The organism is Oscillatoria nigro-viridis PCC 7112 (genome assembly GCF_000317475.1).
Lineage (GTDB): Bacteria > Cyanobacteriota > Cyanobacteriia > Cyanobacteriales > Microcoleaceae > Microcoleus > Microcoleus nigroviridis.
On sequence record NC_019729.1, the window covers coordinates 1849782 to 1863701 of the forward strand.

The following is a 13920-nucleotide window of genomic DNA, read 5'->3' on the forward strand; positions in this document are numbered from 1 at the left end:
TTGCTAAAAATATAGGGGTAAGGTGCGCGCCAAGAGCGCACCTTACATTCTCCGGGTAAGGTAAACGCCTAGGCACACTCTACATTTTCACAACTCAACATTACTTACCAATTACCAATTACCAATTACTAATAATGATTCATCTGAGCAAAACAGCAGCAACAGAAGTAACGCGCCTCAAGTCGAAGCATTCCAATCCCAATGCTTTATTTCGTCTGGGCGTGGAATCGAGCGGCTGCTCCGGTTTGTCTTATACAATGGCATTTGACGATGCGCCAACCCCAGAAGACGCTGTATGCGAGTCGGAGGGAATTTCCGTTGCGATCGACCCCCAGCACTTAAAATATCTCAATGAGCTTACCTTGGATTATTCAGAAGACTTGATGGGCGGAGGTTTCCGATTTCACAATCCCAATGCCGCCCAAAGCTGTAGCTGCGGCAACTCCTTTTCGCTCAAGGAATAATCAATATGATGACACTCAAAGACTTAGAAAAAGTCCCAAAAAAGTTCAAATAAGCGAGTCAAAACTACCGATATCGACGCCTGTTCAGCATTAGGAATTGACGGTAATATCGAACTCAGAACTCCCGATCCTGACTCCGTAATATCACATCCGGTTGCATCGAAATGATTAAACGAATGAGTAATCTCAATTCCGGTTGCACTCTTCATGACTGTTGACTGTTGACTCGGATTCAAAAAATTGAATGGTTGAGTGTTAGCTGTTGACTCGAGTTTATTATTCCGATGCAACCGGAAACAATACGAGAACTCAGACATGATAGGTCGGACACGGCATCATGACGTTTCCCTACCCGGATGAATTGTAGGGAAAAGGTACGCCCCCCTCTCGAAACCTGTGGGTAATATTAATTCCGATGCTACCGGATTGGATATCACTTCCTCCCTGAAAAGCGCTATAGATTGTTTGTAAAACCAGCCTTGACGATCGCGCAAATTATATGGTCGCGAATCAACCAGAAATGACATACAAGCTCGATCGACTATCAACACAATCAAGCTGGTGTACCGAGAATAGTCCAGTGCATTAACTGCTGCCACTCGGGAGATTGAGCTAATAAATCTGCATCGAATTCATTTCCCGCATCCTGCGAAAACTCGGCGAAAGCTTCCGCCCAATTAATTACTGTTTCCACAGGTAAATAAGGCGTATAATTCCAAGAACGCTGCAAAAACTCTACCATCTCAACAGAATGACCGGTGCGGTACAAATACCAAGCAATCCAAACTAAGGTACTGTACTTGATTTGCTTTTCCAACAAACGTATTTTATCCGGCAACTCGGGGCGGGCAAAAAAATTGTCCATCACGGCAGCGAGGGATTTAGCCTGCGGTAAACCTTTGTACATGGCGCTTTGTTCGTGCTGGCGGTAGCAAACAGTTACTTGCTGCAGCCACTCTGCTTCGCATCCCATTAAGGCTAAACGCAGCACTAAATCTGTATCTTCCGCCGGGGGAAATCGAGGATCGAATCCGCCGGCGCCCTCTAACCACTGACGGCGAAATACCATCGCGCTGGGTAATACTGGTTTCCACCGCAGCCACATTTCTAAGTCTAATTTAGGTACATTTTGCCAGGGTTTGACATCTTTTAGGGGTTCGCCTATACTATTAACAAGACGCCAGCCGCTGTGAACTATTCCTAGATTTGGTCGCGCTGCAAATACAGCCATTTGTGATGCTAATTTGTCGGGAAAAAAGTAGTCGTCAGCATCGAGAAAGGCGATAAATTCTCCTCTGGCTAGCTCGATACCGTGATTTCTGGCAATCGAAACTCCTTGATTTTGTTGGTATATGTAGCGAATTCGATCGCCATATTTCTCTAAAACTAACTTGGTATCGTCTCGGGAGCCGTCGTCTACGACAATAATTTCCCAGTTACCATAGGTTTGGTGCAGGACGCTATCGACGGCTTGGCCGACGTAAGCAGCGCAGTTGTAAGCCGGAATTACTACGCTCACCTGCGGGGTGCGATCGCTCATAATTAATATCAAGTTTTAGGGATTATACCATTTTAGATTTTAGATTTTAGATTTTAGATTTTAGATTTTAGATTAAAAAACAGGAAATGACTGATGAGCGTCTGGCTGGGAACTTGCCTACAGTTGCATTCTTTTTGTCAACTGGTAGGAACTGGTATTAGAATCAATACGCGCTGGGCAAGTTTACGGAAATGCGGGCTTTGAAAGCAAGAAAAACCATGCAACCGCCTCTAGAAGATTTATTGATAAAATCCGGTGGCGTCTTTATTGTACAATACTTATCGGGTGACTCGGAGGCTCACGCACCCGATAAGTGACGATCGATCGGCATAATTTGGGTTCAAGAATTGGCCAGGGCAAGTTGTCGTGGATTAAGTATATCTTGGGGGCGAATTGCTGAAGGGTGGCCATCGCCTTTTACCTTCAAATACTTGTCAGCTATTTCCAAAACCTGTTCGGGATTGGCTGGTTTCCTCAAAAAATCGGAAGCACCTGTCAATTTCGCTCGCGTGCGGTCAATTATACTATCTTGACTGGTCAAAAACACGATCGGAGTTTCGCGAAAAGCGGGTGTCTTTCGCAAAAAATTGCACAAAGCAAAGCCACTTGTCTTCGGCATCACCACGTCCATAAAAATTAAAGCAGGCTTTTGTTTGGCGAGGAGGCCCACTCCCTGCATGGGGTCTTGAATTTTTAGGACTCGATACCCCTGGGGCAATAAAATTTGCTCTAAAAATTCGCATACTGTCGGACTGTCATCGATACAGGCAATCAAAGGGCGACCCGGCCCTGCAATCGCTGCGGCAAGGCGCCACTGTTCTATAGGCGACGGCAAGTCTGGTACTGTTCGGAAATTTACTAAACCCTGTTTGATGTAATTAACTAAAGCGCGAGTTGCCACTGTCACGCACTGCTTTTTCTTAAATGCAATATCCCAAAGAGTATTCTCGCCGTTGAATACGTTACTCAAAGCGATCAAAGAATTAGAACTAAATCGATTTTGCTGCAACTGGGCCGACGGTTTTAAAAGCGGTGCTTGTTCTGGATCTACCAGCCACAAACCCATTGCTTTCCACTTCTGCCAAATTTCTTCTGTACAACACAGAACTTTCTCTACTTCTGTTAAAGACAGCAGCAAAGAAGAGGTAATTGTAGAAAAATATTTCTGGGACGGACGCCACTCCCGGCGCAAACCCGATTGACCGATCAGAGCAAATAACACTTCCGAAAGGCTGGTCTGGACGATCGCCCTAGCTTGTTCCAGACTCATTTCGCTGGCTGCTATCCCTCGCTGAAGCAGTTGATATTCCCACAGTTCTCCAGCATCGAGGTCTCTGAGATCCACTTGAAAGTTTCGACAGTGTTGCCCGATCGCCCTGTACCACCGCCTCGCTCTGTGCGATCCTCCCGTGGCATACACCAAACTACCCTGAAAAAAGTAAAGTTGCCACTGTTGTTCCCCTTGCTCTAAAACCAGTTTCCCTGTTGCTTGTTTCTGGCTGAGTACAGCCAGAGTATGGGACAACATTTTGTATCCGATTGCGGTAGCAGACATATCAACTCGCATCCCCTGTACTCTGTTTGTACCATTATATAGCTGCTGAGTTTTGAAAGATAACAGTAATTTTACTGAAGTTGGGTTAAGAAACACCACTTATTGTGCGAATTTAACCCTCTTAGGGAGTGATTCCCCTCGGTAGTTTTAGCCATGAGGATGCAGCGCCTATTTGCACTATTAACTAATCACTAAAATCCGGCTTCTAATTAATAACTAATTGCCCTCGCTATCTTTGGGAGGTACTGGATCGTAACCCCCTGCATGAAAAGGATGACAGCGTAAAATTCGCTTAACTGCCATCGAGCTGCCGCGGGCAGGCCCAAATCTTTCTATTGCTTCGATGGCGTATTGCGAACAAGTTGGCTGAAATCTACAGGCGTTAGGCAGGTAAGGAGAAATCCCCATTTTGTAGCCTCTGATTAATCCGATCAGCACTATTTTCACCATTTTTACCTCAGCGATTGATTAGATTAATAGGCAAATCTTGTCCCGTACCGCTGTAAGCTAGGTGAATCGAGAGCATTCCCAGCGGTTAGAGTTCCGCCAACTTTTCCTGTACCAATTATACCTTTTTTCATTTTTATTTTAGATACTTAAAGCACAATTTGAGGAGATAATATGGTACTTGTCTCTGAGTTCGCTACTTGACCGATACCTAAAAAATTACCGTCTCGATCGTAAACCTGCAAGGGATAGGGAGGTTGGGGTATTGGGTTGTGGGGGGGCTGGTTGCTACTTTCCTCCTCTGCCCCGATCGGCGTTTCGGGAATCGGGAGGCGCTGTCCTTGAAACCAGCGTTTGGTATATTCAGGGGAAAGGACGATCGCACCTAAATGTCCCAAAACCGCCGATGGCAAAATCGGGCAGAATTTATTCTCCTGCAATTGCAGTTCCAATTGTTCAAAACTGAGACTTTCCCCGATCGAAAAACCGCTACTTTCGGTGCGAGTCAAACCAGCCAAAGTACCGCCTGCATTCAACAGTGCGCCCAAATCCCGCGCGATCGCCCGAATGTAAGTACCCGCCCCGCAGGCGATCGACAAATCCAATTCAGGAAAATCCCCCGGCCGCCAATCCAAGATTTCCAGCCGAAAAACCTCCACTTTCCTAGCAGCAACTTCCACTGTTTCGCCTTTTCTAGCTAACTCATAAAGGCGTTTTCCTCCCACCTGAACCGCACTAAAACTCGGCGGAAATTGCTCGATTTTTCCTATAAAGTTGGGGAGTGCAGCTTGCACTTGTTCCAAACTCAACTCTGGCACCGGTCGAGAATGGAGAATTTCTCCTTCTAAATCGTCAGTAGCAGTAGTTAAGCCAAACCGAATCGTGCCTCGGTAAGCTTTATTGTGTTGGAGATATTGCAGCAGTCTGGTTGCTTTGCCCAGGGCGATCGGCAAAACGCCAGTCACGGCAGGATCGAGGGTTCCTCCGTGTCCGACTCGCTTGAGTTTCAATAGCCGGCGCACTCGCCCCACGCAGTCGTGAGAAGTCATGCCCGCAGGTTTGTTGAGATTGAGAAAACCGTCAGTAGTCATTAGGAAGTTCGGCAACGAGCAATGTACGGGATGTAACTGATCTAACGGATGTCAGGAAGAGAGAAGAAGGAAGCAGGAAAAAGGAAGATGAGAAGTTTTGAGATTGCTTGCCTTCGCATTGCGAAAGCTAACGTTACTTGCAACGCAAAAGCGGTTTTGAGTTAAAAAGTTTAATATTGAAAACTTAAAACTACAAAGTCCCCAATTCCCAATTCCCAATTCCCATTCCCAATTCCCCATTCCCCATTCCCCACGACTAATTAAAGAATAAAGTCCGCCTGAGTGATAGAAGTGCGGGCAACTCCGAATAAAGTAGCGAGAGTTTCGTTGGTGTTTGTAAGCTGAATAATTGTACTCGGCGAAGTTCCGGCCCCAGCCGAAATGGTGAGTTCGCCAAAGGTGAGGCCGGCAGCCAAGCGAATTCGATCCGTACCATCAGTAAAATCTGTAATCACATCACCATCTGCCAAACGCCCGATCGCAAAAGTATCGTTTCCGGCGCCCCCAGTTAAAGTATCTAAGCCGCGATCGCCCGATAAACAGTCATTGCCGATGCCACCAAACAGCGAGTCATCGCCGGCACCCCCAAAAAGCGTGTCATCGCCCGCGCCGCCCAACAAAGTATCGGCGTCTTGGTTGCCAAACAGCAAATCATTGCCATCTTCGCCCAGCATTGAGTCAGAACCTTTGCCGCCGTAGAAAGTATCGTCGCCCACGCCGCCCAAAACGCTGTCGCGACCCGCACCGCCGAACAGCAAATCATTGCCAGCGTCCCCCAGTATTGAGTCGTCGCCGTCGCCGCCGTAGAGGGAATCGTCTGCGCCTAAGCCAAAAATGCTGTCAGGCCCACCCAAACCAAATATCAAGTCCGCGCCCGCACTACCCCTGAGAGAGTCGGGGCCGCTGGTGCCATTTCTGCCGCCAGAGACCCCAGAGGGACGGGTACCGCCGCCGGTGGGGGTTGGGGTTGTGATGGGAATTGGTCGAATTGGCACTGCTGATGGCATGATTCTGAAGATGGTAGAAATTTGCCATTCTAACTTAGCCTAAAACCGGAAGTGATACGCTCGCCAACCGCCGAGATGAGAAATATCGATCGCATCCGCCACAGCATAAGATTCGCACAAAAAGCCCTGCACCGTGGAGCCGTCCTCCAACACCAGCGTACCAATTCCCAGCGGCGGGGGAATTTTAGCGACAAATCCGCCGAAAGCCGCGATCGACAACTCCCAAACTTCCACCTCGATCGCGCTACCGCCCTCTACCTGACGCACCAATCCCGGCTTGCCCAGAGCAGTACCCGTCAAAGCGTACAGCTTGTAAATCGGGCTGGTACGGCAGGCGCGAACCAAAACGCCTCCCCCCTCGATTAGTTGATAATTCAGCGGCTCACCGCTCAAATGAGCGCCAACCACGGCTATTTTGACTCGTTCTTCTGAGTCAGGTTTGGCTGCGCTGGCGGGTTCCGGGAGGGTTGGCAGCGCCAGCCCGGTTGCGCCCAAAGTTCCGCCCAAGCTAGCGTGGAAAGCAGATCCCAGGCTGCAGAGCGATAAATCGTGCCACGCAGGAGCCATCAGTGTCAATCCTGCGGGCAATCCGCTGCTTTGAAACCCGCTGGGAACTGCGATCGCGCACAAATCGAGCAAATTCGCAAAGTTCGTGTAGCGCCCGAGATTGGTGTTGAGGGCGATCGGTTCGGCTGCAACTTCTGCGACAGTATAAATCGTGCCTGTCGTGGGAACAGCCAAAACATCCATTGACTCCCACTGAATTTCTGCCTGCAGGCGGAGTTCGGCCAACCGGTACGACGCGCGGTAGGCAGAGACGGCATCGTAGCGTTTGCCGCCGCTGATAATTTCGCAGACGATCGGATCGATCGCATCTGGGTGCGCGTCGAGGAAATCGCCGATCGCGGCCAACCTTTCTGCTACCCAAGGCCCGCCGTAGAGCAGTTCGGCAGCATCCGCAAAGGGTTTGAAGTCAATAGGTACGATCGTGCAGCCCAAAGATTGCAAGCGCGCGATCGCCTCTCGGTAGCGCTGTTCGGCTTCTGCATTCCCGAAAAATTCGAGTTCGCCGTCTGCGGGAACTCCCACCCGCAAGCTGGATAAATCCGGCAAAACTTTCGTTTCAGGGCGACGAGAAAACGCATCCTCAGCGTCAAAACCGCTGGCTGCTTGCAGCACGGAAGCCGCATCCGCACAGGTGAGAGCGAACACAGAAACGCAATCGAGCGATCGCACCGCCGGTAACAGGCCGCGAGTGCCGATCGAGCCGCAACTTGGCTTCAGCCCGACAATGTTGGTAAAAGCAGCGGGAACCCGCCCCGATCCTGCGGTATCGGTACCCAGAGCAAAACTCACCAATCCGGCGGAGACTGCTGCGGCGGAACCGGAACTCGATCCGCCCGGGATGTAGCGCCGGTCGAACGGATTGCGGCAAACTCCATAAGGCGTGCGGGTTCCGACTAATCCTGTGGCAAACTGATCCATGTTTGTTTTGCCGATCGCGATCGCACCTGCCGCGCACAAACGCTCTACGACTGCGGACGATCGCGCTGGAGTGCGAGCAAACTGCGGACATCCCGCCGTAGTCGGAACGCCCGCCCAATCGAGATTATCTTTGATCGCAAAAGGTATCCCGTAGAGCGGCAACTGCTGCGGGTCTAGGTTTTCCAAGGCTTTGGCGCGTTCGAGGGTTTCCGCCTGCGGTGCTAAATAAATCCATACCGCCGGATCTGCATAGCGCTCGATCCGATCGTACACGCTCGCGATCGCATCTGCAGGCGCGAGCGAGCCGGTGCGGTAGCGATCGAGCAGCGAATGAATGTCGAGACTCTGACTGTAGTTAACTTTTTCCATAATGCACCGTCAATCGATTTTAGATTTTAGATTTTAGATTTTAGATTGAATAGTTGACTTCACAGGCTTTGCTGGGCGATCTTTCGATTTTAGATTTTCGATTGAAGAAATCACTTCACAGGCTGTGCAAGGCGATCGTTCTTACAAATAGAAGGTTAGTTTACCGCATTGTCGATCTTACTTGCATCTAGTCGAGGCAGCGAAGTATTTCTTGAGAAATATTCGGCGTTGCTGATTCAGGGTATGAATCAACTTTTCGCTTGATGTTACAAAACTCACCATACTTGGCTGATAGCAATTGGGAAATCTGAATTCCTACCTGTATTCAGCAACGCCCTTGAGAAATATTCAACCCTGACCTTGCGGGTTTCGTCTTTGTGTGCAGGCAAACTTCACGATTTCCCATCGCCCCGTCTCATCGCCCGGTTTAATCTTCCAAAAATTTTAATTTTACAAATTCCAGAAAAACCGTTTTTTGTAACATTTTACACATTTTTGCATCAAGTTTGCTGTTACGGTTTGAAACATAGCAATCTAATAGGATTGCACTCTACAGTATGCTTACCTTTCAAAAAGCTAAGTGCATTGCTGCTACCAACAGTCTCGAATAACTCCTTGGGTTGCAAACAGGACTTATACAGACAAAAAACGAAAAATTTAACCGCTTCTAGGGTTCCGATTTGAATCAGTTTCTAACTCAGGTTAGACAGTTCAAGTGCTGGTCCGAGAGAAGCAGACTGGTTCTCCCAAGATTTTAAATTTAGGGAAACACTAGCCAGTTACACGGCGGGATAAAAGCCCGGGAGAAACGCGATCGGTCAGCAAGACTCGGTTCGTTAGCTCTCGGGCTTTATCCTTGTATATCAAGGGGGTTTGCGGCAGCTAAGGAAGCCAAAGAAGGTGCAAAAGCTCGATCGACATATTCACCTCTAACCAGCAACAAGAATATGCTATGAATATCCGATATTGCTCCCCCAAAATAACGCGATCGCCCTTGTCCTACTGCGCCCTATTTTTTATCACCTTGTTTTTCGCTGTCGGCTGCGTCAACCCGGCAATTTATATCAAAACCACGACAGAAAGCGAAGCAGCTTCTTCAGTAAATGCTGATGCAGTTAGCCTCGGATTCAGCGCGTGGCCCGGCTGGTTTCCTTGGCAAATTGCCAAAGAGCAAAAGATATTTGAAGCCAACAAAGTTGCTGTAGACTTAAAATGGTTTGACGGCTACTTAGAATCGATCGGCACTCTCACAGCAGGACAGATCAATGCTAACAGCCAAACCCTCGGCGATACAGTAAACTCCATATCCGGCGGCGCCGACCAAGTAATTGTTTTAGTCAACGACAACTCGACTGGAAATGACAAAGTGATTGTCGCCGAAGGCATCAATTCCGTTGCCGATTTAAAAGGAAAAAAAGTTGCCGCCGAGGAAGGTACAGTCGATCACTTTCTATTGCTGTTAGGGCTGAGAAAAGCAGGTTTATCAGTGCAAGATATTCAATTTGTACCGCTGGAAACCGGCAAAGCTGCGGCGGCTTTCGTCGGAGGACAAGTCGATGCGGCGGCAGTATTTGCGCCGTTTACCACGCAAGCATTAAAACGATCGAACAGCAAGGAACTGTTTAGTTCAAAAGATTTTCCGGGGGCGATTTCCGACCATTTGGTATTCACGCGAAAGTTTATCGGCGAACACCCCGATCGAGTGCAAGCCCTGGTCAATTCCTGGTTTGCAACATTGGAATACATGAAATCAAATCAAGAGAAATCTTACGAGATTCTAGCCAACCGCGCCGGAGTCAGCGTTGAGGAATACAAAGAATATGAAGACGGCACTAAGATATTCACGATCGAGGAAAACTTGAAAGCCTTTCAACCGGGAAATGACATGACATCATTGCCGTTTGCGGCCGCAGAAATGACCAAATTTCTCGTAGATGTAAATTTAGCAAAAACCCAACCAGATATCAGCCAATTATTTGACGATCGTTTTATAAAAGCTTATTCTGAAGGTAAAAGCTAAAAGGCAGAATTTACGATTATGCAGACACAAAAAGCTTTCAAGAATATTCTTTTTGAAAATACCAAAAAGCTACTAAAATTACTCGCTCAACTGTTCTGCAATTAAATCATGCCACCAAATCCCGAACCCCGATCGATCCAATCCCACCTCAAGCAAAAAAGCCTAAATCCCACCGTTTTCTGGCGGATTGGGGAAGAGATACCACAACCCCTCAATATTGGGTTAACGGTAACATCGATCGCACTGCCGCTGCTGCTGTGGTGGCTAGTAACAACCTTCGCCAACGTAGACCCCAAATTTTTGCCTTCCCCCGGCAAAGTTTTAGAGGCATTTGGTCGGCTGTGGAACACTCGCGAACTTTTGAAAGACACGGTAGCGAGTTTGTGGCGGGTGGGAGTGGGCTTTCTGTTCGCCTTGGTTTTTTCCATACCAATTGGCGTGCTGATGGGCAGTTTTGCCAGTATTCGCGCCTTGCTAGAACCCATGTTCGGCTTGATGCGATATATGCCCGCACCAGCATTCATTCCCCTGCTAATTCTCTACTTGGGAATCGGCGAAGAACCCAAAATAACGCTGATATTTATCGGTGTCTTTTTCTTCAATTCGCTGATGGTGATGGATACAGTCAAGTTTGTTCCCAAAGACTTGATCGAATCTACTTATATGTTGGGCGGGAATCGCTGGGAAATCCTAACTCAAGTTATTTTCCCCCACGTTTTGCCGGGAATTCTTGATGCTAGCCGCATCAACTTAGCTGCGGCTTGGCAATTGGTAATCGTCTCGGAATTGATTGCCGCCACCGAAGGCTTAGGTCGCCGGATCAGCGTCGCAGGTCGATTTCTCCGAACCGATGAAATTTTTGTGGGGCTGATTGTCATTGGGGCGATCGGACTGACTTTTGACTTGCTTTTTCAATATCTGCTGCGGGTTTCTTGTAAATGGTCAAGTCAGAAACAGTAAGCAGGTGTTATACAAATCCTTGTTAAAAAGTCTCGATCGTAATCGGCGGTTTAAACCGCTTCTTGTCAAACGAAGTCCGCCTTCGCAGACTAAAGAGTTACTAACGAGTATTTGGTGTTAGGAAGCAGAATGGTGTGATTTTTTACTTACAATACGGAGGATTTACTCATGTTTCTACAAATCAACAATCTGCACAAAAACTTTGAAACTAAAAACGGTAAATTAGTTGTCCTCAAGGACATCAATATGAGCATCAAGCAAGGCGAATTTATCTGCGCGGTAGGCGCATCCGGTTCGGGCAAATCTACTCTGTTGAGGCAGATTGCGGGATTGGACAAGCCGACAACAGGGGAAGTTAAAATTGATGGCAAGGAAGTTGTTTCGCCGGGACCGGATCGAGGTATGGTATTTCAGCATTACACTCTTTATCCTTGGATGAACGTGCAGGAAAATGCCGAGTTTGGCCTCAAACTTCAAGGCGTTTCCAAGAAAAAGCGGCGCGAACAAGCGAGCTATTATTTGAGTGTGGTAGGATTGACGCAGTTTGCTTCGTCGCTGCCGAAGGAATTGTCGGGCGGGATGAAACAGCGGGTGGCGATCGCCCGCGCCCTCGCTTCTGAACCTAAAGTGTTATTAATGGATGAACCTTTCGGCGCATTGGATATCCACACTAAAGAATCGATGCACGAATTCATGCTGGATTTGTGGCGCCGCACTCAGATTACAATCTTTATGATTACCCACGATGTCGAAGAAGCGGTGTTTCTTTCCAATCGGATTTATGCTTTGGGCGCTCGTCCCGGTACAGTGAGAAAGGAAATGTCGATTAATTTGCCCGATCGCACTCCCAGCGTCAAACGCCACGCCAAATTCCACGATTACCGCGACGAACTCATGGATTTGATGCGGAAACACGGACAGGAAGCAGTTGCAATGGCTGCTTAAATAAAAATAGGTTTGTAGTTGCACTTTTTGCACCCGCGCCAACAGTACAACGGCCAACCTAAGTAAGTGGAAACTTAACATCTTGCACCATTGTCAATTACCTATTTAGGAACGGGCTCTCCGGCCCGTTCCACAAAACTCAATTTTATTGTGGAACGGGCCGGAGAGCCCGTTCTTAAGAATCGTGCAAGATATCAGTGGAAATAAATATTACTTTGGGAGAGGACGGGTTTGGCCATTACAAAATACTATTGTTTTATGTCGCTGACCTACCTAAATACATCAAGAGGAACTTATGGTACAACTATCATCGATCGACACAAACTCACAAATTGATTCTGACCTCGTATTAATGCAAGAAACCGTACCGGGCGGCGCGTACTGGTCGGGAGTCATCAAGCGGGGAAACACCCTGCGAATCACCGATTTAGAAGGCTCTCGCGGCGTTTCCATGCTGTGCTACAACGCCGACAATGCGATCGAACGTTTCAACGCAGCAGACACCGCCAAAATTCAATTCAACGCCTTTCTCAAACAAGGCATGGTGATCTACACAGACATGGGGCGCATCCTATTTTCCATCACCCAAGACACCTCCGGCTGTCACGATTTGCTAGGAGGATGCAGCAACGCCATTAGCAATGCCAAAAAATACGGCGAAGGAGACTGGAAAAACTCCCGCGACAACTTCCTCAAAGCCCTAAGTCGGTGGGGATTGGGCAAAAAAGATATCATGCCCAACCTCAACTTATTTACTCGAATTGCCGTCAAACCCGACGGCACGATGGAGTTTCGCGAAGGCTGCGAGAAACCCGGTAGTTTTATCGATTTGCGAGCCGAAATGAACGTATTAACCATTATCTCTAACTGCCCCCACATCCTGCATCCGGGTTCAATTTACGATCCAAAACCCATCCAAATTCAGATTGTGAAAACCCCCGCACCCGCACCAGACGACTTGTGCCGCACCGCCAACCCGGAAGCAGTGCGCGGGTTCATCAACACCGATGCTTTGTTCGTCCAATAAACCAGATTCCAGCACTCAATCTTGTCCGCACCAATCGGCGGGAAAAAATCTGCAATTCCATCACAAAAAGTGAACCATGACTGCAACCACACAACAAATTCTCGATCCAAAAACTGCAATTTATAACGAAGTTTTACCCGCCAGACATCCCTGGTCTCGCGTCATCAAAAAAGGACAAATTCTCCGCATTGTAGATTTAGGCGGCAATCAAGCAGTAGATTTTTTAGTTTACAATGCCGATGACCCTTCCGAACGCTACAGCGCCCCCGATACGATCGTCAATCAAGGCAACATCTTTGTCACTACAAACAGCCAACTGATTTCCAACGAAGGGCGAGCCATGATGACCATAATTGCTGACTCCTGCGGGCGGCACGATACCTCCGGTGGCGCCTGTAGCTGCGAGAGCAATTCGGTGCGGTTTGGGCTAGATAAAAAATACCAGCACGCCTGTGTTGAAAATTTCCTCGCCGCAATTCTTCCCTACGGTTTGGGCAAGCGAGATTTAGTCAGCAATATCAACTTCTTTATGAATGTTCCGGTTAGCGAAGATGGCACGCTTGAAATTGTTGACGGTATCTCCGATCCGGGAAGTACAGTTGATTTGCGAGCCGAAATGAACGCGCTGGTTGCTATTTCTAACTGCCCGCAAATGAACAATCCTTGCAATGCTTACAATCCTACGCCGATTCAATTGATTGTTTGGGATGCTGTGTAAATGTAGGGTGGGCGCTGCCTCCGCAATTTTTTTAGGGGCGGGCTAGAAGCTAATTGTTTTTGGTTGCCATATGTACTTAGAAGATTGGCCGCACTTCTTAATTTACGGGCGGCAGCTTCACCTCCAAAATCTCCAGAAATTATATTGAAAACGCCAATAAATTCTTCCACTTCATTGAACTGATTCTTCAATAAAGCAGTTACAGTCAGATCGTAAATAGCTTTTGCTGCCCAAGCACCTTGACCAACTTTCGAGGATTTTTCGAGATAGTTTGTCATATTTGCTAACCTCA

General features: G+C 48.0%; 13 protein-coding genes and 1 riboswitch. Of the genes, 6 read left to right on the forward strand and 7 right to left on the reverse strand.

Annotation, left to right across the window (positions count from 1 at the left end):
- Positions 1-134 precede the first annotated feature (134 nt).
- The gene (locus tag OSC7112_RS07890) at positions 135-464 is read left to right on the forward strand and encodes a HesB/IscA family protein (RefSeq protein ID WP_015175416.1); all 330 of its coding nucleotides are present in this window, start codon (positions 135-137) and stop codon (positions 462-464) included.
- A gap of 553 nt (positions 465-1017) precedes the next feature.
- On the opposite strand, the gene OSC7112_RS07895 is transcribed toward OSC7112_RS07890, so the two are convergent.
- The 6 genes from OSC7112_RS07895 to atzF form a co-directional block, all read right to left on the reverse strand.
- A complete protein-coding gene (locus tag OSC7112_RS07895) occupies positions 1018-2004 on the reverse strand; it encodes a glycosyltransferase family 2 protein (RefSeq protein WP_015175417.1) in 987 nt (328 codons plus the stop codon).
- Positions 2005-2344: 340 nt separating this feature from the next.
- Positions 2345-3559 carry a response regulator gene (locus tag OSC7112_RS07900; RefSeq protein WP_223300784.1) on the reverse strand — a complete coding sequence of 405 codons (1215 nt, stop codon included), beginning with the start codon at positions 3557-3559 and terminating at the stop codon, positions 2345-2347.
- A gap of 216 nt (positions 3560-3775) precedes the next feature.
- Positions 3776-4006 (reverse strand): membrane protein insertion efficiency factor YidD, encoded by a 231-nt coding sequence (gene yidD / locus OSC7112_RS07905; protein ID WP_041622986.1) that lies wholly within the window; start codon positions 4004-4006, stop codon positions 3776-3778.
- Between the two features lie 149 nt (positions 4007-4155).
- Positions 4156-5097 (reverse strand): tRNA pseudouridine(55) synthase TruB, encoded by a 942-nt coding sequence (gene truB / locus OSC7112_RS07910; protein WP_015175420.1) that lies wholly within the window; start codon positions 5095-5097, stop codon positions 4156-4158.
- A gap of 260 nt (positions 5098-5357) precedes the next feature.
- Positions 5358-6104 carry a calcium-binding protein gene (locus OSC7112_RS07915; protein WP_015175421.1) on the reverse strand — a complete coding sequence of 249 codons (747 nt, stop codon included), beginning with the start codon at positions 6102-6104 and terminating at the stop codon, positions 5358-5360.
- A 39-nt stretch (positions 6105-6143) separates the two neighbouring features.
- Positions 6144-7958, reverse strand: a complete 1815-nt coding sequence (gene atzF, locus OSC7112_RS07920) for an allophanate hydrolase (protein WP_015175422.1) — start codon at positions 7956-7958, stop codon at positions 6144-6146.
- Between the two features lie 656 nt (positions 7959-8614).
- Positions 8615-8766: riboswitch (guanidine-I (ykkC/yxkD leader) on the forward strand.
- Between the two features lie 144 nt (positions 8767-8910).
- On the opposite strand from atzF, the gene OSC7112_RS07925 reads away from it, so the two are divergent.
- The 5 genes from OSC7112_RS07925 (at position 8911) to OSC7112_RS07945 (ending at position 13628) form a co-directional block, all read left to right on the forward strand.
- Positions 8911-9978, forward strand: a complete 1068-nt coding sequence (locus tag OSC7112_RS07925; protein WP_015175423.1) for an ABC transporter substrate-binding protein — start codon at positions 8911-8913, stop codon at positions 9976-9978.
- 108 nt (positions 9979-10086) lie between these two features.
- Entirely contained in the window at positions 10087-10938 is an 852-nt protein-coding gene (locus OSC7112_RS07930; protein WP_015175424.1) for an ABC transporter permease, read from the forward strand.
- Between the two features lie 168 nt (positions 10939-11106).
- The gene (locus OSC7112_RS07935) at positions 11107-11883 is read left to right on the forward strand and encodes an ABC transporter ATP-binding protein (protein ID WP_015175425.1); all 777 of its coding nucleotides are present in this window, start codon (positions 11107-11109) and stop codon (positions 11881-11883) included.
- Positions 11884-12178: 295 nt separating this feature from the next.
- On the forward strand, positions 12179-12910 hold the full coding sequence (locus tag OSC7112_RS07940; RefSeq protein ID WP_015175426.1) for an urea amidolyase associated protein UAAP1: 732 nt from the start codon (positions 12179-12181) through the stop codon (positions 12908-12910).
- Positions 12911-12986: 76 nt separating this feature from the next.
- Positions 12987-13628 (forward strand): urea amidolyase associated protein UAAP2, encoded by a 642-nt coding sequence (locus OSC7112_RS07945; RefSeq protein ID WP_015175427.1) that lies wholly within the window; start codon positions 12987-12989, stop codon positions 13626-13628.
- Here OSC7112_RS07945 and OSC7112_RS07950 read toward each other — a convergent pair.
- Positions 13601-13906 carry a hypothetical protein gene (locus OSC7112_RS07950; RefSeq protein WP_015175428.1) on the reverse strand — a complete coding sequence of 102 codons (306 nt, stop codon included), beginning with the start codon at positions 13904-13906 and terminating at the stop codon, positions 13601-13603. The two genes, OSC7112_RS07945 and OSC7112_RS07950, sit on opposite strands and share 28 nt — an antisense overlap.
- Between the last annotated feature and the right edge of the window lie 14 nt (positions 13907-13920).

Coding starts and splice junctions, on each gene's coding strand:
- OSC7112_RS07915 (WP_015175421.1), bottom strand. CDS start 6,104: ATGCCATCAGCAGTGCCAATTCGACCAATTCCCATCACAACCCCAACC.
- OSC7112_RS07935 (WP_015175425.1), top strand. CDS start 11,107: ATGTTTCTACAAATCAACAATCTGCACAAAAACTTTGAAACTAAAAAC.
- OSC7112_RS07925 (WP_015175423.1), top strand. CDS start 8,911: ATGAATATCCGATATTGCTCCCCCAAAATAACGCGATCGCCCTTGTCC.
- truB (WP_015175420.1), bottom strand. CDS start 5,097: ATGACTACTGACGGTTTTCTCAATCTCAACAAACCTGCGGGCATGACT.
- atzF (WP_015175422.1), bottom strand. CDS start 7,958: ATGGAAAAAGTTAACTACAGTCAGAGTCTCGACATTCATTCGCTGCTC.
- OSC7112_RS07895 (WP_015175417.1), bottom strand. CDS start 2,004: ATGAGCGATCGCACCCCGCAGGTGAGCGTAGTAATTCCGGCTTACAAC.
- OSC7112_RS07900 (WP_223300784.1), bottom strand. CDS start 3,559: ATGTCTGCTACCGCAATCGGATACAAAATGTTGTCCCATACTCTGGCT.
- OSC7112_RS07930 (WP_015175424.1), top strand. CDS start 10,087: ATGCCACCAAATCCCGAACCCCGATCGATCCAATCCCACCTCAAGCAA.
- OSC7112_RS07950 (WP_015175428.1), bottom strand. CDS start 13,906: ATGACAAACTATCTCGAAAAATCCTCGAAAGTTGGTCAAGGTGCTTGG.
- OSC7112_RS07890 (WP_015175416.1), top strand. CDS start 135: ATGATTCATCTGAGCAAAACAGCAGCAACAGAAGTAACGCGCCTCAAG.
- OSC7112_RS07945 (WP_015175427.1), top strand. CDS start 12,987: ATGACTGCAACCACACAACAAATTCTCGATCCAAAAACTGCAATTTAT.
- OSC7112_RS07940 (WP_015175426.1), top strand. CDS start 12,179: ATGGTACAACTATCATCGATCGACACAAACTCACAAATTGATTCTGAC.